General features: G+C 61.0%; 24 protein-coding genes. 14 read left to right on the forward strand and 10 right to left on the reverse strand.

Features of this window, described 5'->3' with window-relative positions; translation table 11 throughout:
* Window positions 1–206 precede the first annotated feature (206 nt).
* The 3 genes from hisC to Q1A52_RS06820 are packed head-to-tail and all read left to right on the forward strand — an operon-like array spanning window position 207 to window position 3,006.
* On the forward strand, window positions 207–1,292 hold the full coding sequence (hisC, locus tag Q1A52_RS06810) for a histidinol-phosphate transaminase (protein WP_300012724.1): 1,086 nt from the start codon (window positions 207–209) through the stop codon (window positions 1,290–1,292).
* The gene (locus Q1A52_RS06815) at window positions 1,289–2,209 is read left to right on the forward strand and encodes a prephenate/arogenate dehydrogenase family protein (protein ID WP_300012726.1); all 921 of its coding nucleotides are present in this window, start codon (window positions 1,289–1,291) and stop codon (window positions 2,207–2,209) included. Before hisC ends, Q1A52_RS06815 begins: the two co-directional genes overlap by 4 nt.
* Window positions 2,206–3,006, forward strand: a complete 801-nt coding sequence (locus Q1A52_RS06820; protein ID WP_300012729.1) for an extensin family protein — start codon at window positions 2,206–2,208, stop codon at window positions 3,004–3,006. Before Q1A52_RS06815 ends, Q1A52_RS06820 begins: the two co-directional genes overlap by 4 nt.
* Here the strand turns inward: Q1A52_RS06820 and Q1A52_RS06825 are convergent.
* Entirely contained in the window at window positions 3,003–4,007 is a 1,005-nt protein-coding gene (locus Q1A52_RS06825; RefSeq protein WP_300012732.1) for a DUF2125 domain-containing protein, read from the reverse strand. The genes Q1A52_RS06820 and Q1A52_RS06825 overlap by 4 nt on opposite strands.
* Window positions 4,008–4,073: 66 nt before the next feature.
* On the opposite strand from Q1A52_RS06825, the gene Q1A52_RS06830 reads away from it, so the two are divergent.
* The 3 genes from Q1A52_RS06830 (at window position 4,074) to Q1A52_RS06840 (ending at window position 7,712) form a co-directional block, all read left to right on the forward strand.
* Window positions 4,074–4,604, forward strand: a complete 531-nt coding sequence (locus Q1A52_RS06830) for a gamma-glutamylcyclotransferase (RefSeq protein ID WP_300012735.1) — start codon at window positions 4,074–4,076, stop codon at window positions 4,602–4,604.
* A 76-nt stretch (window positions 4,605–4,680) separates the two neighbouring features.
* Window positions 4,681–5,865 (forward strand): biopolymer transporter ExbB, encoded by a 1,185-nt coding sequence (locus Q1A52_RS06835; RefSeq protein WP_300012738.1) that lies wholly within the window; start codon window positions 4,681–4,683, stop codon window positions 5,863–5,865.
* A gap of 2 nt (window positions 5,866–5,867) precedes the next feature.
* A complete protein-coding gene (locus tag Q1A52_RS06840; protein WP_300012741.1) occupies window positions 5,868–7,712 on the forward strand; it encodes a peptidoglycan -binding protein in 1,845 nt (614 codons plus the stop codon).
* Between the two features lie 194 nt (window positions 7,713–7,906).
* On the opposite strand, the gene clpA is transcribed toward Q1A52_RS06840, so the two are convergent.
* Complete coding sequence (gene clpA / locus Q1A52_RS06845; protein ID WP_195820061.1) at window positions 7,907–10,228, reverse strand: ATP-dependent Clp protease ATP-binding subunit ClpA; 2,322 nt, start codon at window positions 10,226–10,228, stop codon at window positions 7,907–7,909.
* A 175-nt stretch (window positions 10,229–10,403) separates the two neighbouring features.
* Window positions 10,404–11,171, reverse strand: a complete 768-nt coding sequence (gloB, locus tag Q1A52_RS06850; protein WP_300012744.1) for a hydroxyacylglutathione hydrolase — start codon at window positions 11,169–11,171, stop codon at window positions 10,404–10,406.
* A gap of 63 nt (window positions 11,172–11,234) precedes the next feature.
* On the opposite strand from gloB, the gene Q1A52_RS06855 reads away from it, so the two are divergent.
* From Q1A52_RS06855 to Q1A52_RS06880, 6 genes are all read left to right on the forward strand, one after another.
* Window positions 11,235–11,969, forward strand: a complete 735-nt coding sequence (locus Q1A52_RS06855) for a hypothetical protein (protein ID WP_300014903.1) — start codon at window positions 11,235–11,237, stop codon at window positions 11,967–11,969.
* A 314-nt stretch (window positions 11,970–12,283) separates the two neighbouring features.
* The gene (locus tag Q1A52_RS06860) at window positions 12,284–12,844 is read left to right on the forward strand and encodes a F0F1 ATP synthase subunit delta (protein ID WP_195820063.1); all 561 of its coding nucleotides are present in this window, start codon (window positions 12,284–12,286) and stop codon (window positions 12,842–12,844) included.
* Window positions 12,845–14,383 carry a F0F1 ATP synthase subunit alpha gene (gene atpA, locus Q1A52_RS06865; protein ID WP_299830274.1) on the forward strand — a complete coding sequence of 513 codons (1,539 nt, stop codon included), beginning with the start codon at window positions 12,845–12,847 and terminating at the stop codon, window positions 14,381–14,383.
* Between the two features lie 11 nt (window positions 14,384–14,394).
* Complete coding sequence (locus Q1A52_RS06870; RefSeq protein ID WP_300012748.1) at window positions 14,395–15,270, forward strand: F0F1 ATP synthase subunit gamma; 876 nt, start codon at window positions 14,395–14,397, stop codon at window positions 15,268–15,270.
* A 20-nt stretch (window positions 15,271–15,290) separates the two neighbouring features.
* Window positions 15,291–16,715 (forward strand): F0F1 ATP synthase subunit beta, encoded by a 1,425-nt coding sequence (atpD, locus tag Q1A52_RS06875; RefSeq protein ID WP_300012751.1) that lies wholly within the window; start codon window positions 15,291–15,293, stop codon window positions 16,713–16,715.
* Window positions 16,716–16,725: 10 nt separating this feature from the next.
* Window positions 16,726–17,142, forward strand: coding sequence for a F0F1 ATP synthase subunit epsilon (locus Q1A52_RS06880; protein ID WP_299778082.1), 417 nt, complete (start codon window positions 16,726–16,728; stop codon window positions 17,140–17,142).
* 20 nt (window positions 17,143–17,162) lie between these two features.
* Here the strand turns inward: Q1A52_RS06880 and Q1A52_RS06885 are convergent, their stop codons facing one another.
* The 4 genes from Q1A52_RS06885 to Q1A52_RS06900 all read right to left on the reverse strand — a co-directional run bounded on the left by Q1A52_RS06885 (window position 17,163) and on the right by Q1A52_RS06900 (window position 21,539).
* Window positions 17,163–18,080, reverse strand: coding sequence for a LysR family transcriptional regulator (locus tag Q1A52_RS06885; RefSeq protein WP_300012754.1), 918 nt, complete (start codon window positions 18,078–18,080; stop codon window positions 17,163–17,165).
* 304 nt (window positions 18,081–18,384) lie between these two features.
* Entirely contained in the window at window positions 18,385–18,939 is a 555-nt protein-coding gene (locus tag Q1A52_RS06890) for a c-type cytochrome (RefSeq protein WP_300014906.1), read from the reverse strand.
* A 17-nt stretch (window positions 18,940–18,956) separates the two neighbouring features.
* Entirely contained in the window at window positions 18,957–20,135 is a 1,179-nt protein-coding gene (locus tag Q1A52_RS06895; RefSeq protein ID WP_299830436.1) for a PQQ-dependent sugar dehydrogenase, read from the reverse strand.
* A gap of 384 nt (window positions 20,136–20,519) precedes the next feature.
* Window positions 20,520–21,539: a ribose-phosphate pyrophosphokinase gene (locus Q1A52_RS06900; protein ID WP_300012757.1), complete on the reverse strand. Its 1,020-nt coding sequence runs from the start codon at window positions 21,537–21,539 to the stop codon at window positions 20,520–20,522.
* Window positions 21,540–21,655: 116 nt separating this feature from the next.
* Here Q1A52_RS06900 and Q1A52_RS06905 point away from each other — a divergent pair, with 116 nt between their 5' ends.
* Window positions 21,656–22,255 carry a 2-hydroxychromene-2-carboxylate isomerase gene (locus Q1A52_RS06905; protein ID WP_300012760.1) on the forward strand — a complete coding sequence of 200 codons (600 nt, stop codon included), beginning with the start codon at window positions 21,656–21,658 and terminating at the stop codon, window positions 22,253–22,255.
* Complete coding sequence (locus Q1A52_RS06910) at window positions 22,252–23,046, forward strand: alpha/beta hydrolase (RefSeq protein ID WP_300012762.1); 795 nt, start codon at window positions 22,252–22,254, stop codon at window positions 23,044–23,046. The genes Q1A52_RS06905 and Q1A52_RS06910 overlap by 4 nt, the downstream gene beginning before the upstream one ends.
* Here Q1A52_RS06910 and Q1A52_RS06915 read toward each other — a convergent pair.
* Genes Q1A52_RS06915 through Q1A52_RS06925 form a run of 3 tightly spaced genes read right to left on the reverse strand, consistent with a single transcriptional unit; the run spans window position 23,023 to window position 25,468 of the window.
* Window positions 23,023–24,069 carry a low specificity L-threonine aldolase gene (locus tag Q1A52_RS06915; RefSeq protein WP_300012767.1) on the reverse strand — a complete coding sequence of 349 codons (1,047 nt, stop codon included), beginning with the start codon at window positions 24,067–24,069 and terminating at the stop codon, window positions 23,023–23,025. The two genes, Q1A52_RS06910 and Q1A52_RS06915, sit on opposite strands and share 24 nt — an antisense overlap.
* Window positions 24,069–24,539 (reverse strand): YcgN family cysteine cluster protein, encoded by a 471-nt coding sequence (locus Q1A52_RS06920; protein WP_300012770.1) that lies wholly within the window; start codon window positions 24,537–24,539, stop codon window positions 24,069–24,071. The genes Q1A52_RS06915 and Q1A52_RS06920 overlap by 1 nt, the downstream gene beginning before the upstream one ends.
* Window positions 24,536–25,468 (reverse strand): bifunctional riboflavin kinase/FAD synthetase, encoded by a 933-nt coding sequence (locus Q1A52_RS06925; protein ID WP_300012773.1) that lies wholly within the window; start codon window positions 25,466–25,468, stop codon window positions 24,536–24,538. Before Q1A52_RS06925 ends, Q1A52_RS06920 begins: the two co-directional genes overlap by 4 nt.
* Between the last annotated feature and the right edge of the window lie 75 nt (window positions 25,469–25,543).

A 25,543-nucleotide genomic window follows, 5' to 3' on the forward strand; every position in this document is an offset into this window, starting at 1 on the left:
TGGATCAAGCGACAACCGCCCGACACCGTCGGGCGGTTTCTTTTTGTGTTGGGACCATGGCCGCAAGTTCCCGCGCTCCCACGCATTGAGGTGTTGGGCCCCCGTTCCTGATATCCAAAACCGGCTAGTAGCGTGTTCGCAGCGTGAGTTGGTGGTGGCAGTCTGCGCGGCACCTCGCTAAGGTCCGCCGGACAGGAGAAGACCCGATGACGACAGCAATTCGGCCGCAACCCGGTATCATGGATATTGCCCTTTACCAGGGCGGCGCATCCAAGATCGAAGGTCAGGCCAGTCCGCTCAAGTTGAGCTCGAATGAGAACCCGTTTGGTGCCAGTCCCAAAGCCATGGCCGCAGTGACTGAAGCGGCGATGGGTCTGCATCGCTATCCTTCAACTGATCACAAGCCGCTACGCGAAGCGATTGGCAGGGTACATGGGTTGTCGGCAGATCGGATCATCTGTGGCGTGGGCTCGGATGAAATCCTGACGCTGCTCGCCATGGCCTTTGCCGGGCCGGGCGACGAGGTGCTTTATACGGAGCATGGGTTTTCGCTCTATCGCATCTTTGCGCTTTCGGCCGGGGCAACGCCCGTTGTGGCCCCCGAAACAGACCGCTGCGTCGATGTGGATGCGCTGATTGCGAAGATCACACAAGCGACACGCCTGATCTACATAGCGAACCCGGCAAATCCCACGGGTACGGCGCTGGATATGGCAGAGCTCACCCGACTGGCAGACGCGGTGCCTGATAGCTGCCTGCTGGTTCTGGATGGTGCCTACGCGGAATTCTTCAACGGCTATGATGGGGGCGCCTCTCTGGTCACAGCACGCGACAATGTGGTGATGACCCGCACGTTCTCCAAGCTCTATGGGCTCGGGGGGCTGCGCGTCGGTTGGGGCTATGCATCTCGGGACATCATCGATGTGCTCAACCGTATCCGCGGGCCCTTCAACATGTCGAGCGTCGCGCTATCCGGGGCGGAGGCGGCGGTAAACGACCGGCAATTCGTGGCGACCTGCCTGCAAGAGAACGCGGAACAGCGCGCCCGGTTAATCGGCGGGTTGCGCCAGCTTGGTATCGCTTGCGATGACAGTCAGGCCAACTTCGTGATGGCACGCTTTGCCGATGAGGCCGAAGCGCTCGCCGCGGATGCACACCTGAAATCGGCAGGCATTCTCGTGCGCCTTGTGAAAGGTTACGGCTTTCCCGAGGCGCTGCGGATCACCGTGGGCCGGGCCGAAGACGTAACGCGTGTGCTCGACGCGCTGGCCAGCTTCAAGGGGGCGGCATGAGCGTGATTTATGATCGGGTGGCCCTTATCGGGCTGGGGTTGATTGCCTCGTCGATGTTCTGGGCAATGAAACGCGGCGGCCTTGCAGGTGAGGTGACGGGATATGCCCGCAGCGTTGAGACCCGCGACACCGCTCGCCGTATCGGATTGTGTGACCGCGTGTGTGACAGTGCCGCCGAGGCTGTGGAGGGCGCCGATCTCGTTATTCTTTGTGTGCCAGTCGGTGTCATGGGTGCGATTGCAGCGGAGATCGCGGGTAGTCTGAAACCCGGCGCGACCGTGACGGATGTCGGTTCCGTCAAGCGGGATGTGATCGAAAATGTCGCGCCACACCTGCCGGACACCGTTCATTTCATCCCCGGCCATCCGCTTGCCGGAACCGAGCATTCGGGTCCGGAATCCGGTTTCGCGGAGCTTTTTGACAACCGCTGGTGCTTGCTGGTGCCGGTGCCGGGCTCAGACCCGGCGGCCGTTGCGCGATTGCGCGCGCTCTGGGAAGGCTTGGGCAGCAACGTCGAAGAGATGGAGGCGGAGCACCACGATCTGGTGCTTGCCGTGACCAGTCACGCGCCCCACTTGATTGCCTACACGATGGTGGGCGTGGCGGACGACCTGCGCCGCGTGACCGATAGCGAGGTCATCCAGTATTCCGCCGCTGGATTTCGCGACTTTACCCGCATCGCCGCCAGTGACCCGACCATGTGGCGCGATGTATTCCTGACCAACAAGGATGCTACGCTGGAAATTCTGGGGCGCTTTACGGAGGAGTTATTCGCGCTGCAGCGCGCCATTCGCACCGGCGATGGCGATCATCTGCACGATTACTTTACCCGCACACGTGCGATCCGCAGGGGCATCATCGAGGCGGGGCAGGACACGGACGCGCCCGATTTCGGACGGGCAAAGAAATCCTCGTGAGAGCCTGGGCGCTTCTGTTCATGGTCATAGCCGGTGTTGCGCTTGCTGAGGTGCCCGATACCTCCAAACGGCCTGTGGGCCGCCCAGGGTCAACTGCGGGCGGGGCGTTGCCCGTCACTTTGGACGTATCCGGTGCTATCGCTGCCCCGGTTCGCTCTGCAGAGGCGCAAGCAGTAGTGGTGCGGGGTGACGCGCCCAGAACGTCGCTCAGGCCCCAGAAACGCACTCGTGCTGTCCGTAGACTCATACGTCAGCAGCAAAAACTGCGGGCAAAAGGTGCAGTATGTGGCGATCCCGACATTCAGGGCGACGTTATCGGTCGCGTGCCGGGCAGGATTTCCGGCTGTGGCGTGGCACAGGCCGTGCGGGTGAAATCGGTGTCGGATGTGACGCTCAGCCAGCGCGCGATCATGGATTGTGGCACGGCGCAGGCGTTGAAAACGTGGATCGAAGGGTCGGTGAAACCCACGCTTCGCAAATCCGGTGGTGGGGTCACGGGGATACGCGTGGCGGCGCATTACGCCTGCCGGACACGGAACAACAAGAAAGGCGCGCGGATTTCCGAGCACGGCAAGGGACGCGCCATCGATATCTCGGGGTTCCGGCTGCGGGATGGTACCACTATTTCTGTGCTCAAGGGCTGGACCGCGCGGGACACCAGTCAGGCCCTGCGCAGGATGCACCGCGATGCCTGCGGCCCGTTCGGGACGGTTCTGGGGCCGAATGCGGATAGTTTCCACCGCGATCACTTCCATTTCGACACGGCTCGATATCGCAGCGGCATGTACTGCCGCTAACGCAAAACCAGTTGCGGCGCCTGGCCCAGCGGTACAAATCCCAATATAATCAAACCGTTCCTGAGTGTCAGGCCCACATCAATAGATCGCGGGTCGCCAGTGGCTTGGGCGAGGGCGGACAACATGCTCTCTGCTTGTGGTCGCACGGCAGACGGCAGCACTCCGGCGGTTTCAGCGAGGGTGAGCATCTCCCGCCAGTTGCGGGCCTGCAGGGACAGGGTGCCCTCCGGTGTGCCCTGTGCATCAATGGTCAGATCCGCGGCGGCACGCAGCTGCAGATCCCCCCACGCGGCCTCGGCCCGGTCGATCCGGAGGCTGCGGGGTTGCGGGCGCGCGACCTCGATGGCGCGACGATCCCAGACCCGGTCGAAGGCAACCTGCATGTCCAGCGCAAACTTGTCGAATGTCAGTGGCCAGTTTGCCGGAACGCGCAGAGCTGCACGCGGCACCGTGCCGGGCTGCAGACCGGCGGCGCTCAGCGCAACGGTATAGCTGGCTTGACCCGCCGCGACCTGCTGCACGGCGACGTTCAGATCGGCAGCGGAAAGAACATCCCCCATGGGCGCACTCAGCGACCATGTACCAGAGGTGACCTGCGCCGTTTCGAGGTCCAATGCGCTGCCGGGTTTCAGGCGCAAGTGTGCCACGGCCTGATCCATGTCCAGGGTGGCGCGGCCCTCCGGGCTGGCGAAGGTAATCGGGTCCTGTGGCAAGCGCACCGTGACGTCACCGGGCCACCATGCGGGGGCGGAAAAAGCGACGCCGCTGGTGGTCACCGCCACGCCGGTCTCGGGGTCCGCCAGTGCCGGCAGCGTCATCATGGCGTCGAACCGCAGCGGAAAGCCGGAGACATCCAAAGCGGCGAAATCGGCCTGCCAGCCTTCCGCGCGGCGATCTGCGAACCACTGCTGTGTTGCCTGCCGCGCGGCCTGCGCCGCCCAGATCCACCAGCCACCCCAGATCAGTGCCAAAACCAGGGCCGCCCAAATCACCCGACGCATCGCAGACCTCTTTGCGTTTTCCGTTGAATTGAGGTTTACGCAATGCAGCCAAGGAGAACCAGTAAGATGACGATGTGGGTATTCGGCTATGGCAGCCTGTTGTGGAACCCCGGATTTGATGTCGCCGAGCAGGTGGTGGCCAAGCTGCCCGGCTATTCGCGATCCTTTTGCATGTGGTCCATTCACCATCGTGGCACCGAAGACGATCCGGGGCTCGTGCTGGCGCTGGATGAAGAACCCGCGCATGCCTGCGAAGGAGTTGCGCTTGCCGTACGGGCTGGCGCCGAAGAGGCTACATTGACCTACCTGCGTGAGCGCGAGTTGATCTCTTCGGCCTACCTTGAGCGTCAACTTGATATTGATCTGACGGACGGACGCCGGGTGCAGGCGTTGGCCTACATCATCAACCGCGAGCACCGTCAGTATTGCGGCGGCATGCCCTTGGAAGAGCAGGCGCAGATTATCGCCCGTGCGACCGGTGGCATGGGGCCAAACACCGAATATCTCTACAACACGGCACAGCACCTGACAGAGATCGGCCTGCATGATCCCGACCTCGAATGGCTGAGCCAGCGGGTGCGCCATCTGAGCGCATAAATCCTTGGCGCTTGAGCTGGTTTTCAGTGTAAGCTGCCGCCAGAGCAGAAGAATAAAGCGCGGGGAGCAATTGCGCATGGCGTGGCCCAATCAAGAGGCGAAACCGGTCTTTTCGCAACCGGTGCGGCAAATCTCGCTGATGCTGATCGTGCTGGCCCTTTCCGGCTTTGGCGGTTTTCTGGCCTTGCCGCGCGTGCTGCCGGTTTTCGAGGCGAACCCCTATCTGAACGGCTTCATCATTTTCGTCTTTTTCATCGGGGTGCTGGCCTGCTTCTATCAGGTGTTTCAACTGATCGGCTCTGTGCGCTGGATCGAACGATTTGCCTCCGACACCCAGGACACAAGCATTCAGGCACCGCAGCTTCTGGCGCCGCTTGCCTCGCTGCTGCGGTCTCGCGGCGTGCGCATGCAGGTCAGCGCAACCTCGACCCGGTCGATCCTCGATTCAGTGGCAACCCGGATAGACGAAGCGCGCGAGATCACGCGATACATCGTCAATATGTTGATTTTCCTTGGCCTTTTGGGAACCTTCTACGGCCTTGCAACGACGGTTCCGGCGGTGGTGGACACCATCCGCAGCCTCGCACCGCAGGATGGTGAAGGCGGGGTGCAGGTCTTCAACCGTCTGATGACCGGGCTTGAGGCGCAGCTTGGCGGGATGGGCGTTGCCTTTGCCTCCTCGCTCCTTGGTCTTGCCGGGTCTCTGATCGTGGGCCTGCTGGAGCTCTTTGCCGGGCATGGCCAAAACCGGTTTTACCGCGAACTGGAAGAGTGGCTGAGTTCCATCACCCGCGTCGGCTTTACCTCGGGCGACGAGGCGGCGGGGGATCAGGGTGTGCTGGCCAGTGTGGTCGAGCACATGGTGGAACAGATGGAGCGTCTTCAGGAGATGTTCCAGCATTCCGATGTCAGCCGGTCCGAGATCAACGAAAACCTCGGCACGCTGGCCGGTTCCATTGAGCGCATGACTCAGAAGATGGACGGCATGGATCCGGCCAGTGCGGCCCTTGAACGGGTCGCTGCAGGGCAGGAACGGCTGATTTCCGCGCTTGAAAATCAGGGGCAGGGCGACGGGATTGATTCAGAGAGCCGGATGCGCCTGCGGTCCATCGACGTTCAGATGCTGCGCATTCTGGAAGAAATCTCTGCCGGGCGTCAGGAAAGCATGGCCGAGTTGCGCATGGACATCTCCCGGTTGACGGAGGCGATGCGTGGGAAACGGCCCCGCAGCGGTAATACGACCCTCGCAGGGGATGGGTAACCATGGCGCTGTCGCGTCGCACTGGCACACGTTTTCAGGCGTCCATCTGGCCGGGTTTTGTCGATGCGATGACCGGTCTGTTGCTGGTGCTGATGTTCGTTTTGACCATCTTCATGGTGGTGCAATTCGTCCTGACAGAGCGGATTACGGGTCAGGAAACCGAACTCGACCAACTTGCAGGTGAAGTCGCCGCCCTGGCGCAGGCGCTGGGTCTGGAGCGACAGACCTCGGCTGATCTGGAAGATCGTGTGGGAGAGTTGCGCACCTCTTTGACGGACGCGGAGGCGCGGATCGCGACCCTGACCGCGACGCGCGACGCTCAGGCCGCAGCCCTTGATGAGGCCACCGCACGGATCACGGGTTTCGAGGCGCAGGTGGCTGCATTGATTGCGCAGCGTGACACGGCGTTGGGCGAAGTCAGTGCCCTGGAAGCAGAGCAAGCCGAGCTTTTGAGTACGCAGGAAGCGCTCAACTTGGCCCTGTCGTCCGCGCGCAGTGAGATTGATGCGCAGGAGGAGGCCGCCCGGCTGGCGGCTGCGCGACGGGATGCTTTGAACGCTTTAGTTGCCGATCTGCGTGCCCGCAACGCGGAGGCGCAGGGGCAGGTTGATACGTTAGGTGCGGAACTGGACGACACGCGCGAGGCGCTGAGCGCCGAGGAGGCGGCGCGCCTTGCCGAAGCCGCGGCCGCCGAGGCACTTCGGGATCGGCTGCGGAATGCTGACGCGGAGTTGACAGCAATGACGCTCGCGCTCGAAGCGCAGCGCAAGGACGCGGAGGATACGCTGACACTATTGGCCGCCGCGCGGGCAGCGGAGCGCGATCTCGACACGCAATTGGCGGCGGCGCTGCTTCAGATTGAAGGGTTGGAGCAGACGGTGGATGCGACAGGTGAGGAAATCGATAGCCTCCGTGCCGCAGAACGCGTGCTGCAGGCGGAACTGGACGCTGCCGCGGAGCGGTCCGGAGCGGAGCGCGAAGATCTGCGGGCGCGTCTGGCCGAAGCGCTCGCTGCAAAACTGGCCGCGGAAACCTTGGCCGCAGACAACAGTACGGATGCCGAACGTCGCGCGGCGCTTTTGGCACAGGCGCGTCAGGCGCTTGCGCAAGAGGAGGACGTCAGCGCCGAAGCGCAGCGACAGACCGAGTTGCTCAATCAGCAGGTCGCGGCGCTGCGCGCGCAGCTTGGCGATTTGCAGGCCTTGCTGGACGATGCCGTGGCACGGGATGCTGCGTCTCAGGTCCGCTTGCAGTCGCTGGGATCGGATTTGAACACCGCCCTTGCCCGCGTGGCTGCCGAGGAGCGTCGCCGTGCCGAACTGGAGGAGGCGGAGCGTAAGCGGCTGGCTGAAGAAGCCGCGCGTCTGGCAGCAGAGACAAAGGATCTGGAGCAGTACCGATCCGAGTTCTTTGGCCGTTTGCGCGATGTGCTCGGCCGCCAGGAAGGGGTGCGGATCGAGGGCGACCGCTTTGTATTTTCGTCAGAGGTGCTTTTTGCGCCTGCCAGCGCGACCTTGTCGCCGGAAGGACGTGAAGAGGTGGCCAAAGTCGCGGAGATTATCTCCAGCGTGGCAGACGACATCCCGCCGGAGATCAACTGGGTCCTGAGGGTCGATGGGCATACAGACGACGTCCCATTACTGGGCACTGGGCGCTATGCGGACAACTGGGAGCTCAGCCAGGGGCGGGCGCTGTCGGTGGTGAAATACATGGTGGAGGCTTTGGGCATTCCTCCCGAGCGCCTTGCCGCCAATGGTTTTGGGCAGTATCAGCCGGTGGCTTCGGGGAGCAGCGAGGCGGCCCGCACCCAGAACCGACGGATCGAGTTGAAATTCACCGAACGTTGACTGGCGTGCCCCGCGCGAAACCCCGAGGGTTGTTGGCGCGCCTTGGGATTTCACATGGTGGATCAACGGGTGGCAGTTTCGGTCTTGGCCCTGTTAGGGTGCTGCCAGAACGGCGTAATACATTGTTCTTCTGATCGAAACGAAAACGCCACCGCCGGTTGATCCGGCGGTGGCGTAAATCTTATCGGTCAAATTTATTCTGCGGTCAGCAGCGGCGGCTTGTTTCCGGAGAGGCGGGGCTTGTCCGGGCCTTCGATCTTCAGATCGATCTCGCCAGCCTTTATGCCAACCTTCACGATGCCGCCTTTGGCGAGCTTGCCAAAGAGCAGGTCCTCCGCCAGTGGCTTCTTGATGTGCTCCTGAATGACCCGACCCAGTGGGCGCGCGCCCATCTTGCTGTCATAGCCCTTATCTGCCAGCCATTCTGCAGCTGGTTTGGTGAGCTCGATGGTCACATTGCGATCCATTAGCTGGGCTTCCAGTTGCAACACGAACTTTTCGACAACCCGCAGGATAACCTCTTTTGGCAGCGGTGCGAAGCTGATGACGGCATCCAATCGGTTGCGGAATTCCGGTGTGAAAGTCCGCTCAATGGCTGCCGTATCCTCGCCCTCGCGGCGATCACGCCCAAAGCCGATGGCCTCCTTGGCCTGCTCAGCTGCGCCGGCGTTCGAGGTCATGATCAGCACCACGTTACGGAAATCCACCGTGCGCCCGTTGTGATCTGTCAGCTTGCCGTGATCCATCACCTGCAGCAGGATGTTGTAAACATCCGGGTGTGCCTTCTCCATCTCGTCAAGCAGCAGCACGCAATGCGGGTGCTGGTCCACGCCATCCGTCAGCATGCCGCCCTGGTCAAAGCCGACGTACCCCGGAGGCGCTCCGATCAGGCGGGACACGGCGTGTTTCTCCATGTACTCAGACATATCGAAGCGCAACAATTCCACGCCAAGCGTATCCGCAAGTTGCTTTGCCACTTCCGTCTTGCCAACGCCGGTCGGGCCCGCAAAGAGATAGTTGCCGATGGGTTTCTCCGGCTCGCGCAGACCCGCACGCGCCAGCTTGATCGCAGAGGAGAGCGCCTCGATGGCATTGTCCTGCCCGAAAACGACGCGTTTTAGCGAGGCTTCAAGATCCTTCAGCACTTCTGCATCGTCCTTGGAGACATTCTTGGGTGGAATGCGGGCGATTTTCGCCACAACATTCTCGATCTCCTTGGTGCCGATGGTCTTGCGCCGCTTGGCTGCCACAACCAGGTGCTGAGCGGCACCCGCCTCATCGATCACATCGATGGCCGAATCTGGCAGCTTGCGATCATTGATATAGCGCGATGCCAACTCCACCGACGTCTTTATCGCGTCGGCGGTGTATTTCACCGAATGGTGATCCTCGAAATAGGGTTTCAATCCGCGCAGGATCTTCACCGCATCTTCGACCGACGGCTCATTCACGTCGATCTTCTGGAACCGGCGGCTCAGCGCGCGGTCCTTCTCGAAATGCTGGCGGAACTCCTTGTAGGTGGTCGAGCCCATGGTGCGCAGCTTCCCACCCGCGAGCGCGGGTTTCAGCAGGTTCGACGCATCCATCGCACCGCCCGAGGTGGCGCCTGCGCCGATCACCGTATGAATTTCGTCGATGAAGAGCACCGCATCCTCATGCTGCTCCAGCTCTGCCACAACAGCCTTCAGCCGCTCTTCGAAATCGCCACGATAACGGGTTCCGGCCAGCAATGCACCCATGTCGAGAGAATATATGGTGGTGTTCTCCAACACTTCCGGCGTCTCTCCAGCAACGATCTTGCGCGCCAAACCTTCCGCAATCGCGGTCTTACCGACGCCGGGATCACCCACCAGCAGCGGGTTGTTCTTGCGGCGGCGGCAAAGCACCTGAATGCAACGTTCCACCTCGGCATCGCGGCCAATCAGCGGATCAATATCGCCTTCGCGGGACTTGGCATTCAAATCCACGCAGTATTTCTCAAGCGCGCTTTCTTTCTTTTCGCCCTCGGTGACGCCCTGCGCCTCTTCCTCATGCTCCGGTGCGCCGGAAACCGGGCGCTGTTCGCCGTAGGCGGGGTCCTTCGCGACTCCGTGGGCAATGAAATTCACCGCGTCATAGCGCGTCATATCCTGCTCCTGCAGGAAGTAGGCCGCATTGCTCTCGCGCTCGGCAAAGATCGCGACCAGAACGTTAGCGCCGGTAACCTCCGTGCGCCCGGAGGACTGCACGTGAATGGCGGCGCGTTGAATGACCCGCTGGAAAGCGGCGGTGGGCACGGCTTCGGAACCATCGACATCCGTCACAAGGTTGCTGAGGTCCTCGTCAACGAATTCCACCAGCGTGGCGCGCAAATCGTCGATATCGACGCTGCAGGCCTTCATGACGCGGGTCGCGTCCGGTTCGTCGATCAGGGCCAGCAAAAGGTGCTCAAGCGTGGCGAATTCATGGCGCCGGGCATTGGCCAGCGCCAGCGCGGAATGTATTGCCTGTTCCAGTGTGGTCGAAAATGAAGGCACGGGCTGTGCTCCTTCTGATCGGGGTCGGTTGAGGATCTGATTGATGCCGATCCGTAAGCCGACCATGGCCTCATAGTATTAGAGTTTGGTTGATCGCAGCGCCGCTTCAAGTTTTTTCTTCACTTTTGCGGTCACAAATTGTGTGAACCGGACATGAAAGACTGCGATTTCGGCGTTAGAAGGCGTCCTTGCGGGCGCGTATTTCGGCGAAGACCTCGACATCACGTGCGTCTGTCATGCCCAGGCGGGCGCGAATATCAGGGTCAGAGGCGCGCAGAAACGGGTTTGTTGCCATCTCAAACGCCAGGGTTGAAGGAACTGTCGCCTTGTCAGCAGCACGAGCTGCAGCAATTGCGTCGCTCCGAGATATAAGCTCGGGATTATGAGGATCAATAGTTAAGGCGAACTTAGCATTGGATGCGGTGTATTCATGGCCGGAACACACGATTGTGTCCGCCGGCAGCGCCATCAGGCGGCTCAGCGATCCCCACATCTGTTCTGGCGAGCCTTCGAAGAGCCGCCCGCACCCGAGCGCCATCAGGCTGTCTGCCGTGAAAACCGCGCCTGCGGCCGCCACGTAATACGCGATGTGACCGATTGTGTGGCCGGGAACATCGAGGATCTGCACCTTGTGCCCCGCGAATTCGAATTGGTCCTCCCCGTCGTGGGCCACATCGAGGGGCGGCAGGCGATGCTTGTCTGCGGCTGCCCCGCGCACGGTGGCCTTGTGCGCGTTCAGGATGTCGCCAAGCCCCTGAATATGATCATCGTGGTGATGGGTGATCCAGACCTCGCTGATCACCCAACCCCGATCTTGTGCTGTCCGCAGGATCGGGGCGGATTCCGGCACATCAATAAGGGCGGTTTCGCCGGTCTCGCTGTCGTGCAGCAAAAATGCGTAATTATCCGACAGGCAGGGGATGGTTGCGATTTCAAGAGCCATGGCCATTCTCCGACAGGTTTGCGACACTGTCTGCAACAGTGACCGATGAAGAGACCGGCTGCAATGCATCTGGACGTGCAAGACCTGCGTAATTTCTACTACCGCTCCGCGCTTGGCCGTGCGGCGCAGGCAAGCCTGCGCAGGCGCATGCTCGAGCTTTGGCCAGAGGCCAAGGGGCAGACCGTGGTGGGATACGGGTTTGCAGCACCCCTGTTGCGCCCTTACCTAAAGGAGGCGCGACGGGTCATGGCGCTGATGCCGGGGCCGCAGGGGGTGATGCCCTGGCCTGCCAATATGCCGAATGTTTCGGTGCTGACCGAAGAAACCTGCTGGCCGCTGGAAACCGGTCATGTGGACAAGCTGGTGGTTCTGCACGGGTTGGAGACCTCCGAGCGCGCCTTTGATCTGCTGGAAGAATGCTGGCGGGTGCTGGGGCCGGGGGGCAGGGCCCTCTTCATCGTGCCCAACCGCGCCGGCCTCTGGGCCAGACGGGACCGTACGCCCTTTGGCTTCGGGCGGCCCTATTCGCCGGGACAACTGGAAACTCAGTTGCGCAAACATCAGTTCCTGCCTGAGCGTCATCTGGGCGCGCTCTATCAGGTGCCCTCGACCAAACGGTGGTGGATGAAATCCGGCCCCGCATTCGAGAAGATGGGGCGCAGGCTGCCGACGATGATGGCGGGGGGCGCCTTCATGGTCGAAGCCACGAAACTGGTCTACCCGCCGAAGGGAAAAGTGGAACCTGCGCGGAAATTACGTGCGCCCGGTGTGCTGGAACCAACGGCCAAGCCGGTTTAGTGATTAAACGATCCACGCCGTCCGCCATCTATGAGGCCGTTTGCCCAAATTCGGGGCGTGGGAATCGCAAAACGCCGCAATAATTGCGCCATTTCGCAAACTTTCTGAGAGGCCAAACGGTCGCACCCGGGCCAAACGTCTGAAATCATGGGAAAAGAGCCAAAAACGCTCTACACTATCTCATGTTGCGGGGTGTGAGCCTCTCTGCTACATCACCGCTGATTTCGACGTCTTGAGTTAATTCAAGCCGCGCCAACACTCTCGGTGACGCGATTTTTTCGCATATCCGGGGCCAGAACATCGGAAGGGTGGACGTGTCAGAACCAGCTTCGATTTCCACAAGTATTGCCGAGCGCTATGCCACGGCAGTCTACGAGATTGCCAAGGACGGCAAAGCTCTAAAATCTCTCGAAACTGATCTTGATGCGCTGCAGTCTGCCCTAGCAGACAGCGATGATTTCCGTGCCTTGATCCATTCGCCGATCTATTCGCGCGACGAGCAGGGCACTGCGATTGCCGCCATCGCGAAGAAGATGGATCTTTCGGATACGCTGGCCAATACGCTGGCGCTGATGGCGCAGAAGCGCCGTCTCTTCGTGCTGCCGCAACTGGTCAAAACCCTGCGGGACATCATTGCCGCCGAGAAGGGCGAAGTGACCGCCGAGGTGGTGTCCGCCAAGGCGCTGACGAAAACGCAGGCTGAAAAGCTGGCCAAGACACTGAAAGCCTCCACAGGCAAAACCGTAACACTCAATGCGACCGTGGATGAAAGCCTCATCGGCGGTCTTATTGTTAAAGTTGGTTCGCGCATGGTTGATACCTCGATCCGCGCGAAGCTGAATTCCCTCCAGAATGCAATGAAAGAGGTCGGATAAATGGGTATCCAAGCAGCAGAGATTTCTGCGATCCTGAAGGACCAGATCAAGAACTTCGGTCAGGAAGCCGAAGTGGCCGAAGTCGGCCGTGTGCTTTCCGTCGGTGACGGTATCGCGCGCGTATACGGTCTGGACAATGTTCAAGCCGGTGAGATGGTCGAATTCCCCGGCGGTATTCAGGGCATGGCGCTGAACCTCGAATCCGACAACGTCGGCGTCGTGATCTTCGGCTCCGACCGCGACATTAAAGAGGGTGACACCGTCAAGCGCACCAACTCCATCGTGTCCGTACCGACAGGGGACGAACTGCTGGGCCGCGTTGTGGACGGTTTGGGCAATCCGATTGACGGCAAAGGCCCGATCAACGCCAAGACCTCCTCCGTGGCGGACGTGAAAGCGCCGGGCATCATCCCGCGTAAATCGGTCCACGAACCGATGGCGACTGGCCTTAAAGCGGTCGACTCGATGATCCCAATTGGCCGTGGTCAGCGAGAGCTGATCATCGGGGACCGTCAGACCGGCAAGACCGCCGTGGCACTCGATGCGATCCTGAACCAGAAATCCTACAACGACGGTGCGGGCGACGATGAGAGCAAGAAGCTCTACTGCGTCTACGTTGCTGTGGGTCAGAAACGCTCCACCGTGGCGCAGCTGGTGAAAAAGCTCGAAGAAACCGGCGCGATCGACTATTCCATCGTTGTGGCCGCAACAGCCTCCGAGCCTGCACCGATGCAGTTCCTCGCACCTTATGCCGCGACCGCCATGGCCGAGCACTTCCGCGACAATGGCCGCCACGCGCTGATCATCTATGATGACCTCTCCAAGCAGGCCGTGTCCTACCGCCAGATGTCCCTGCTGCTGCGCCGTCCGCCCGGTCGTGAAGCTTACCCGGGTGACGTTTTCTATCTCCACTCCCGCCTTCTGGAACGCTCCGCGAAGCTGGGCGATGACGCGGGCAACGGCTCGCTGACGGCTCTGCCGATCATCGAGACGCAAGGCGGCGACGTGTCGGCCTTTATTCCGACCAACGTGATTTCGATCACCGACGGCCAGATCTTCCTCGAAACCGAGCTCTTCTACCAGGGCATCCGCCCGGCCGTGAACACCGGCCTGTCGGTCTCCCGCGTGGGCTCCTCGGCCCAGACCAAGGCGATGTCTTCGGTGGCTGGCCCGGTGAAACTGTCCCTCGCGCAATACCGCGAAATGGCGGCCTTCGCCCAGTTCGGCTCCGACCTCGACGCCTCCACTCAGCAGCTGCTGGCCCGTGGCGCGCGCCTGACCGAGCTGATGAAACAGCCGCAGTATTCGCCGCTGACCAACGCCGAGATTGTCTGCGTGATCTTCGCAGGCACCAACGGCTACCTCGACAAGGTCGACGTGAAAGAGGTGGGTCGTTTCGAGGCGGGCATGCTGGCGCATCTGCGGGCCAAGCATCAAGACCTGCTTGATGACATCACCAACAACGACCGTAAGGTGAAAGACGATCTGGCAGACAGCATCAAATCGGCTCTCGACGAATTCGCCGCTGATTTCGCTTAAGAGGTAGGCCCATGCCCAGTCTTAAGGACCTTAAAAACAGGATCGAGTCGGTCAAATCGACCCGCAAGATCACCAAGGCGATGCAAATGGTGGCAGCTGCAAAGCTGCGCCGCGCGCAGGAGGCTGCCGAACAGTCGCGCCCCTACACGGAACGGTTCAACGCCGTGATGGCGGGGTTGGCGGCATCGGTGGGCGGGTCGGATTCCGCACCCAAATTGCTGTCGGGCACCGGCAGCGACAAGGTGCAGCTGCTGATCGTCATGACCTCCGAGCGCGGCCTGTGTGGCGGTTTCAACTCGAACATCGCCAAACTGGCCCGCAGCCACGCGCAAAAACTGCAAGCCGAAGGCAAGGACGTCAAAATCCTGACCGTCGGCAAGAAAGGCCGCGACCAGCTCAAGCGCGACTTCGGATCGCTCTTCATCGACCACGTGGACCTCACCGAGGTCAAACGCGTGGGATATGTGGATGCGCAGGCCATCGCCAAGGATGTGCTGGCACGTTTCGATGCGGGTGAATTTGACGTGGCGACGCTCTTCTATTCGAAGTTCGTGAACGTTGTCAGCCAGATCCCGACCGCCCAGCAGATCATCCCGGCCACATTCGAGGAAGAGGAAGGTGCCGAGCCTTCCACCTTGTTCGATTATGAACCGTCGGAAGAGGCCATTCTGGCCGACCTGCTGCCGCGCGGAGTGGCCACGCAAATCTTTGCAGGGCTCTTGGAGAACGGTGCGTCCGAGCAAGGCGCGCGGATGTCCGCGATGGACAACGCGACCCGTAACGCGGGCGAGATGATCGACAAGCTGACCATCGAATTCAACCGCTCGCGTCAGGCCGTCATCACCAATGAGCTGATCGAAATCATTTCCGGCGCGGAAGCGCTGTAAGAACAAACCGGAGAAACGACATGGCAAATGCAGTCGGAAAAGTAACCCAGGTCATCGGCGCGGTCGTCGACGTCCAATTCGAGGATCACCTGCCGGAGATTCTCAACGCGCTGGAAACAGACAACAACGGCAACCGCCTCGTGCTCGAAGTCGCACAGCACCTTGGTGAGAACACCGTGCGCGCCATCGCGATGGACGCGACAGAGGGTCTCGTACGCGGTCAAACCGTGACCGACACCGACGGTCCAATCTCGATCCCCGTGGGCAACGCCACACTGGGCCGGATCATGAACGTTGTCGGCGAGCCCGTGGACGAGCAAGGCCCGGTGAACGCGGACGAAAAACGCTCCATCCACCAGGACGCGCCTGAATTTGCCGAACAGTCGACAACCTCCGAAGTGCTGGAAACCGGCATCAAGGTGATCGACCTGCTCGCTCCTTACGCCAAGGGCGGCAAGATCGGCCTCTTCGGCGGTGCGGGCGTGGGCAAGACCGTTCTGATCATGGAGTTGATCAACAACATTGCCAAGGTGCACTCGGGCTACTCCGTGTTCGCGGGCGTTGGGGAACGGACCCGCGAGGGTAACGACCTCTACCACGAGATGATCGAATCCAACGTGATCGACCCCGAGAACCTTGAGAACTCCCAGGTGGCTCTGGTCTACGGTCAGATGAACGAACCACCCGGAGCGCGGATGCGTGTTGCCCTGACCGGCCTGACCTTGGCCGAGCAGTTCCGCGACCAGTCCGGTACCGACGTTCTGTTCTTTGTGGACAACATCTTCCGCTTTACCCAAGCCGGGTCCGAAGTGTCCGCCCTTCTGGGCCGGATCCCTTCCGCTGTGGGCTACCAGCCAACACTCGCGACCGACATGGGGCAAATGCAGGAACGGATCACCTCGACCAAAGCAGGGTCTATCACTTCCGTGCAAGCGGTTTACGTGCCTGCGGACGACCTCACCGACCCCGCGCCCGCGACCTCCTTCGCGCACCTCGATGCGACAACGGTTCTCAGCCGTGCGATCTCCGAGCTGGGCATCTACCCTGCCGTGGACCCGCTCGATTCCACATCGCGTCTGATGGACCCGGCTGTTGTGGGCGACGAGCACTACCAAGTGGCGCGTGACGTTCAGGGTATCCTGCAACGTTACAAGTCGTTGCAGGACATCATCGCGATCCTCGGCATGGACGAGCTGAGCGAAGAGGACAAGTTGACCGTGGCCCGTGCCCGCAAGATCCAGCGTTTCCTCAGCCAGCCCTTCGACGTGGCCAAGGTCTTCACCGGTTCCGACGGTGTGCAGGTCCCCCTGACCGAGACCATCGAGAGCTTCAAGGCGGTTGTGGCCGGTGAATACGACCATCTGCCCGAGGGTGCCTTCTACATGGTGGGCGGCATCGAAGAAGTGAAAGCCAAAGCCGAAAAAATGGCGGCTGACGCCGCCTAAGGAGGTCTGAATGGCAGACACGACACAATTCGATCTGGTCTCACCCGAGCGGCGGTTGGCATCCGCCGCCGTCACTGCGGTGCAGATTCCAGGCGCTGACGGCGACATGACGGCGATGGCGGGCCACGCGCCCACGATCACCACCCTGCGCCCCGGTGTGCTGAGCACTGAAGGTCCGGATGGCACCTCTGAATACGTGGTCACCGGCGGTTTTGCCGAGATCACGGCAGCTGGTGTCACGGTGCTTGCGGAACGCGCCATGCCGAAGGCCGAGGTGACGGCGGACGACATGGCAGCGTTGATTAAAGAGGCCGAAGAGGCGCTGGCACATGCCAAAGAGACCTTTGTCAACGAGCCTGGCCCTGTCGACGACGCGGCCAAGCTGCTCGCCGATATGGTGGCTGTCGGCGATCATATACGCATCTGATTAGCGTCTCATTCCAACCGTCAAGAAGCCCCCGCCCCGCCGGGGGCTTTTTCGTTCTCCCTGTCCTCTCGTGCTGTCCTGCGCAGCCACGCCATAAAGATCCGCAGATTGGGCGAGCTCCGCCCAGGCACGGTTACCATGTGATAGCCCAAGCCGTTGTCGCGCAGCGCCATAAGCTTCACAAGCTGCCCGGAGCGGATGTCACGCTCTACAATCGACCGGGGTTGCACGGTTACTCCCAGTCCGGCAAGCGCCGCTGACAACGCCAGCTCATTGGTGTTCAGCAAGGTTACATCCAGTACCGCCAGATCGATTCCTTCACCTTCCACCACCCGGTGCTGCTCACGTTCGTAGCTGTCCATCACCCAAGGCAGGTCGGTCAGATCGTGCAGGCTACGCACTGCACGTCCTGCCACCAGATCAGGATGGGCCACAGCCCAATAGGCCGCTTCCGTGAGCAGTTCCGCGTCCAGCTTCGGCCAGGACCCTGCACCATAACGCACACCCAGATCAAAGCCCTCCTGCCGCAGGTCCACCACCGAGCAGCTGGGGTTGATGTTCACCTGGATCTCCGGGTGCTTGGACCAGAATTCTCCGATGCGTGGCATCAGCCAGCTGCCGGCAAAACCGGGCGTCACGGTGATATTCACAGGTCGGTCCGCGTTGCGATCCCGCAAATCCGCGACGGCTTCGGCAATGGTCTGGAAGCCGTCGCCAAGCTGCTCTGCTAACGCCCGCCCGGCCGCTGTGGCCGCGACGCCGCGCCCTTGCCGTATGAGCAAGTCTTCGGCGAAATCCTGTTCCAGCGCGCGCACATGCTGGGCCACCGCCGCATGCGTGACGTTCAGCTCACGCGCGGCGGCACTCAGGCTCTCATGCCGGGCGGCCGCTTCAAAGGCCCGCAACGCTGCGAGCGAAGGGATATCATGCCAATCCAAAATGATAGTTCAGCTTACATATTTAAAACCATATTGCTTTGCTTTGCATCTCATTACGTATGTATCATTGACCTACGCAGATATACGAGGAGAACAACATGTTCACCATACTTTCAGATACGATAAAAATTGCAACCCTGCAGCGGACCTGGAATAGCCGCCGCGACTATCCGGAGGTCAACGGTTTGATGGCCGAGATGGAGCGCCGAGCGGGCCATAGAACAGGGCGGTGGGCACGTTCAGACGGGCGCGGCCGGCGCTGAACCCTGAGTGGTTTGACTGTGGCGGGCGTGGCGGTGAGGCGCTATTCGACCGTGTCGATGTAAAGTTTTACCGCCGCATACCAATCCGCGTAGGTGCGGATCTCCTCGTTGGTCAGATCGGCCGCGATCTCGCTCATGATCTCATGGGTGCGCTGCCCGGCACGAAACGCCTTGAGCTGCGTGTCGATGTAGATGTTGGTCTCGCCCGCGAGGTTTGGCACATCATCCGCCAGATGCATGCCATCCGCCCCGTGACAGGCCACGCAAAGCGCCGGGGCATTTGCCGGGTCCGCAGTCAGCTCGGCCCGTGCTGCGTGCCCGCCGTACCAGGCCGCCAGGTCGGCGATCTGCTGGTCGCTGAGGTTGGCGGCGACGATGGTCATCATCTCGTGTTCACGCGTGCCGTCGCGAAAGGCGGTGAGTTGGTCCCGCAGATAGCTCTCGGGCTCACCGCCGATATGCGGCGCAATCGGGATCGTGGCGAACCCATCCGCGCCGTGACAGGTGCGACATTGGCCCGAGATCTTGCGGCCCGCATCGCGGTCCCCCACGATCTCGGCGGCCAAGGGTCCGGCGCACAAAAGCGCGCCGGACATGATCATGTGAAACAGCTTCACCGGGTGTAGGCGATGCGCCAGATCGCACCCGCGAAATCGTCCGAAACCAGCATCGAGCCGTCTTTCAGGAAGGCGATGTCCATGGGCCGCCCGCGATACTCTCCAGTCTCCTCGTTCAGCCAGCCATCCGCAAAGACCTGCGCTTCGACGGCATCGCCGGTTTCGGGATCAAGCGCCGTGAACATCACCCGCGCACCCACCGGCGTGGTACGGTTCCACGACCCGTGCTGCGCCCAGAAAATACCACCCTGGTAGGCGTCGGGGAAGCTGTTGCCCTCGTAGAACTTCATGCCCAGATCCGCCGCATGCGCGGTCAGCTCCAGCTGCGGTTCAATGAAAGTGACGCCTTCGGGACGTGGATGCTCACTCTCGGACATGATCTCGACGCGCGAATTGGTCCAGGGAAAGCCAAAGTGCTGGCCCGCTTCGGTCTGCCGGTTCAACTCACCGGGCGGAATGTCATCGCCCATGCCATCGACCTGGTTGTCGGTCCACCACAGCTCGCCCGTCTCGGGGTGGAAGTCCTGGCCCACGGAGTTGCGCACGCCACGCGTATAGACCTCGCGGCCCGTGCCGTCAGTGTTGATGCGGATAATGCCGCCGATGCCGATCTTGTCGTACATCTCGACCTTCTCCGCGGGCTGCACATTGTGGGGCTGGCCCAGTGAGATATAGAGCTTGCCGTCCGGGCCCACGTCACAGACCCGCGCGGTGTGGTTGAAGCTCTCTTCCTCTGTCGGCACCAGGTCGCCCTGCGCGACCACAACGGCGACCGCAGGGTCGGGCCCTTCAAAGAAGAATTCCGCTGCCGGGAAATTCAACACCCTGTTGCGCTCGGCAATGAAGAGGAAGCCATCCTTTGAAAAGCACGGCCCATTCGGAATGTCGAAAGTGATCGATGGTGCGAAGTCCTTGACCTCATCCGCCACGCGGTTGCGGTCACGGTCCACTACGGACCAGACCTTGTCCTTGCGGGTGCCCACGAAGGTCACCGTGCCTTGCGGCGCCACCGCCATCGAACGCGCGTCCGGCACAACCGCATAGAGGCTCACCTCGAACCCATCTGGCACGTTGATATGGGGGATGATGTTACTGAGTGCTTCTGCTCGATCTCCGGATTGATCGATCATTGTGAAGGTCGCATCGGTGCGCTGCATGTTGGATAACTTGTCCATGTTATCCTGGGCAGCGGCGTTACCGGCGATTACCGCGCCGAGCGCGGCACCTAAGGCCACATTAATCAATGTCATGAATTCCTCCCAGATTTTATGTTTCAGATGCCTCTCTCAGTAGGTTTAATCCTCTTTCGACTGCCGTCCGGCCATAACATCAACAAAGACAAATTCTGTCAACAACCGCCGCGTGCAGGTGTTTGGGGCCGGAAAGCTGATGACTTCGATCCCTTTCAGATGGACAGGAAGGGTGGGGATCGGTGCCCATTTATGCGCAGTCCTTCGACAAGGATTTACAAGGCGCCGGAAACCGGCACCGCACCCCGAGTAGATTCCGTGTCGATTATTTGAAATAGCACTGTCTGCGAGGGTGCCAAGGCAGCCGGATTACTCCGCCGCGTAGGTTCCGTCGTAGATCGGGCTGAGCGTCTCCGCCTCGAAGAGCGAGGAGACGGAGGTGCCGCTCCAGATGTTCAGGATCGCCTGGGCAAACACCGGCGCGGTGGGCACGACGCGGATGTTCGGAGCCTTCTGGATGGCCTCGGTGGGGGCAATGGAATCCGTGATGACCAGCGATTTCATCACTGAGTTGGTCACCCGCTCCACCGCCGGGCCGGACATGATGCCGTGTGTGATGTAGGAGTGCACTTCCTTGGCCCCGTTTTCGATCAGAACTTCGGCCGCCTTACAGAGCGTGCCAGCCGTGTCACACATATCATCCACGATCAGGCAGGTTTTCCCCTTCACGTTACCTATGACTGTCATTTCCGCAACCTCTCCGGGTTTCTCACGGCGTTTATCCACAATCGCGAGGGGGGAGTTGATCCGCTTTGCCAACTCGCGCGCACGCGCGACACCGCCGACATCGGGTGAGACGATCATCAGCTCGTTCATGCGCTTTTTGAACGTCGTTCGGATATCCAGCGCAAAAATCGGCGAGGCATAGAGGTTGTCCACTGGAATGTCGAAAAATCCTTGAATCTGAGCGGCATGCAGGTCCATCGTCAGCACCCGCTCAATGCCCGTGCCCACCAGCATGTTGGCGACCAGCTTGGCGGTAATCGGGGTGCGCGCCTTGGTGCGTCGGTCCTGCCGGGCGTAGCCGAAATAGGGTAACACCGCGGTGACCCGCGCTGCTGAAGACCGGCGCAGCGCATCGGCCATGATCAGCAGTTCCATCAGATTGTCATTGGCCGGGTTCGAGGTTGACTGCAGGATGAACATATCCTCACCGCGCACGTTCTCGAAGACCTCCACGAAAATCTCGCCGTCGTTGAAGCGCTCGACCCGCGCGTCCACCAATCCAACCTGCTTGCCTCGATGCATCGACATGCGCCGCGCGATGGCGTTGGCCAAGGGCATATTGGCATTGCCAGCGATCAGTTTTGGTTCTTGGACTTGGGGCATATTGAACATTTCCTGAAGAGCAGCGGGGGAAGTTTGTGACAGATTCGTGATGTTGACTTCACCTAACACGGCCTTACCAATCGGCAAAGAACCTCACACCTGTCAGGAGCCTCAAAATGGCGCATATCAACCTCTTTTTCTCTACGCTCTCCCCCTATGCCTACCTGGCCGGGAATAGGGCCGAGGAAGTTGTCGCAAAGCACGGGGCAACACTGACCTATAAACCCTTTGACATCATGGCGTTGTTCCCGCGGACAGGGGGGACGTCGCCCAAGGACCGGCATTTCAGCCGTGTGGAGTACCGGGCACAGGAACTGGTGCGTCAGGCCAAGAAGCTGAACATGCCGTTCAACCTGAAGCCTGCGCATTGGCCGACCAACGGTGCGCCGTCGTCCTATGCTTTCATCGCGGCGCAAAACGCCGGAGGGGGCGATCTGGGCAAGCTGATGTTCGCGATCTGCCGGGCTGTCTGGGCGGAAGACAAGGATATCGCCGAAGACGCGGTCGTGCGCGCCTGTCTGGAGGAGGCTGGCTTTGATCCGACGCTTGCCGACAGCGGGTTGCTGGAGGGCGCGGAAACCTATGCGGCCAATCTGGAAGAAGCTGTTGAGCGCGGCGTCTTCGGATCACCTTTCTATATCACGGACAGCGGTCAGCGGTTCTGGGGGCAGGACCGGATCGATGACCTGGACGCGCATCTCGCCGGTAGGATATGACCCCAGCGCCCAGGACCCATGCCCGGACGTTCGGGCATGGGAGCAGAGCGGCTCTGGCGATCCATTGCACGCTTGCGCATTCAGGCGCCTGGCGTGCTTTGGGTGCGGCATTGGAAGACCATTGTACGCTCACCGCGATTGATCTGCCCAGTCATGGCAAGAGCGACGACTGTGACCCGCAACGCGATTTGCACGCGCAATGCAGAGATGCTGCACTGGCGCATCTTTCGGATCCTGTGGATGTCATCGGCCATTCTTTCGGGGCAACGGTCGCGTTGAGAGTTGCGGTTGAATACCCGCATCTGGTGCGCAGTCTGACTTTGATCGAGCCGGTATTTTTTGCGACTGCCAAGGCGGATGCACCCGAGGCGATGGCTGCGCATGAAGTCGAGGCGGCGCCCTATTTTTCCGCGCTGGCGCAGGGGGACACCACGAGGGCAGCGCGGCTTTTCAACCGGTTCTGGGGTGACGGCACGAAATGGGACGATATTCCTGACGGGACGCGCCGCTATATGGCGGACCGGATGCACATCGTGCCAAGGCAGGCCGATGCCATTATAGAGGACAATGCCCGGATCATGGCGCCCGGTGCTCTGGCTAAGGCCGCGATGCCAACCCTGCTGATCCAGGGAGATCAGACGGCTGACATCATCGATGCGGTCAACAAAAGTCTGGCGGCGAGGATGCCAAATGCCAGACGGGCCTGGATCACGGGTGCCGGGCACATGGCGCCCATTACTCATCCGCAGGCGGTGGCAGGTGAAATCCTAAAGCTGGTCGAAATGGCTTAGGAAAAGGTCGATCTGTTCTGCGCTGATCGACCAATCGCAGACCAGACGTGCGGCCAGCATTTCCTCCGGGTCGTCTCCCGCCAGCGACCCTTCCCAGATGTAGTAGTGCGCTCCCGCGTCATGCAGCCGTTGATGGATGCGCCGCGGGAACCGGGCAAAGATCATGTTGGCTTGCGGCTCGTGCAGGAATTCTGCCCCCCTGTCGCGGAGGCCCTGCGCCAGACGCGTGGCGTTTTCATTGGCGGCCCGGGCGGCCGTTAGCCAGGTGTCTTCTTCCAGATAGCCCACCATCTGCGCCGAGAGATACCGGTGCTTGGAGAAAAGATGCGCGCCGCGTTTGCGTCTCAACTCGAATTCCCAGGCCTTGGACGGCTCGAAAAAGACAACGGCTTCCACGCCGAGACAGCCGTTCTTGGTGCCGCCGAAACTGACCACATCGACACCGGCTTTCCACGTCATGTCAGCCGCTGAACAGCCCAGAGCAACCAACGCATTGGCAAAGCGTGCGCCGTCCAGATGTACCGGCAGATCAAAGGATTTCGCCACGGCTGTCAGGGCGCGCAATTCGTCCAATGTGTACACGCTGCCGCGTTCCGTCACCTGGGTGATCGAGACGGGACCACGTTGCGGTCCGTGCACGCCGCGAACCTCTTCCGCCGCAATACGCGCTTGCAGGGCTTCGGGGGTCATCCTGTCGCCGCCCGGCACAAGGCTCAGCTTGGCGCCCCCGCTGTAAAATTCGGGCGCGTTGCACTCGTCTTCCTGAATATGCGCGACGTCTGTGCAGAAAACCGTCTGCCAGGGCTGGCTGTAGCAGGCCAATGCCAGCGCGTTTGCCGCTGTTCCGGTTGCGACCAGATAGACGGCTGCCTCCGGTGCCTCAAAAATTGCACGAATACCGGTGCGCACGTCATCCATGAGCGCATCTGCCCCATAAGGCATTGCGTAGCCTTCATTGGCCGCAAGGACGCGTTGCATCACCTTCGGATGGCCGGGGCCTGCGTTGTCAGAAGCGAAAAACATCAGACAGGTTCCTCTATGATATGCTCTTCCCATTCGTCTTCGGGGATATCGAACTCGCTCAACGTCCACCCTTGAACCGACACGCCCGCATCATGCACCGATTGCGCGGTGCCACTGATCAGCGGGTGCCAGTCGGGCAGGGGATCACCCTGCCACAGCAGACGGTAGGCACAGGTTTCGGGCATCCAATAGGCATGTGTGTCCAGATTGTCGGGCTTGAGCACGATGCAATCCGGCACGAACTGGTGCCGGTTGTCATAGTGGGCGCAGCGACAGGTGGAATCGTCCAGCAGACGGCAAGCAATGCGGGTCAGGGCAACCGCGCCGCTGTCCTCATCCTCAAGCTTGTTCAGACAGCATTTCCCGCAGCCGTCGCAAAGCGATTCCCACTCCTTCTGGGTCATCTTTGCAATTGGTTTGCGTTCCCAGAACCGGTCCTTCAACCCGCTGCGGTCAATCGGGTCGCTCACAGCGTGCTCAATATGCTGCGCGCTTTCGCGCTGTCGGCGTCCATCTGGGCGATCAATGCTTCCAGACCGTCAAACTTCTCTTCAGGGCGCAGATGCTCGACCAGACCGACGGAGAGGGGGGTGCCGTAAAGATCCCCCTTGAAGTCGAAGATGAAGGTCTCCAGATTGGGTCGATTTTCGCCGAACATCGGCCGCACGCCCATGGAGGCGACGCCGTGGTAGCTGCCCTGATGCGGTCCTTCGAGCACGTCCACAAGCACCGCATAGACGCCGAAGGCAGGCGGGTGAAGCCCGTCGATCGACATGTTGGCGGTCGGATATCCCAATTCCCGTCCGCGCTGCTCGCCGCCGATCACCGGCCCCTCGATCCGGTGCCAGTGCCCCAGCATCTTTGCCGCCAGCCGAGGATTGCCATCGCTCAGCGCCGTTCGGATCGCGGTGGAGGAAACCGTATGATCTGAATGCGCAATCAGGGGAGCGATGGTGACGCCGAACCCCATTTCCTGTCCAAACGCTTGCAGATGCTCAGCCGTCCCGGCACGCCCTTTGCCAAAGCAGAAATCGGCGCCCACGATCACATGGCGTAGACCAAACCCATCGGAAATGACCTTGCGCGCGAATTCTTCCGGCGAGAGAGCCGCGAGGGCGGCGTTGAAATTCAGTTCATAGAGCCGTTCCACGCCGAGCTTTTCCAATCGGCTTGCGCGCGCTTCGGGGCCCATGAGCCGGAAGGGCGGCGCGTCGGGTGCAAAGAAACTGCGCGGATGCGGCTCAAAAGTGACGATGCCCAACGGTGCAGCGGGCTCCGCACTGCGTGCCAGATCAATCACCGACTGGTGCCCCAGATGCACGCCGTCAAAGTTGCCAATCGCGGCACTGGCCCCACGGTTTTCGGGAGCGACAAACTGGTAATCTCGGATGATCTTCATCCGTCTTGCCTAGCCGTCACGCGCAGGACACGCAAGCTCGCGCTTACGATCCGAGCGGGTCAGACGGGTGCAAAG

It is taken from the genome of uncultured Roseobacter sp. (assembly GCF_947488185.1).
Classification (GTDB): Bacteria; Pseudomonadota; Alphaproteobacteria; order Rhodobacterales; family Rhodobacteraceae; genus Roseobacter.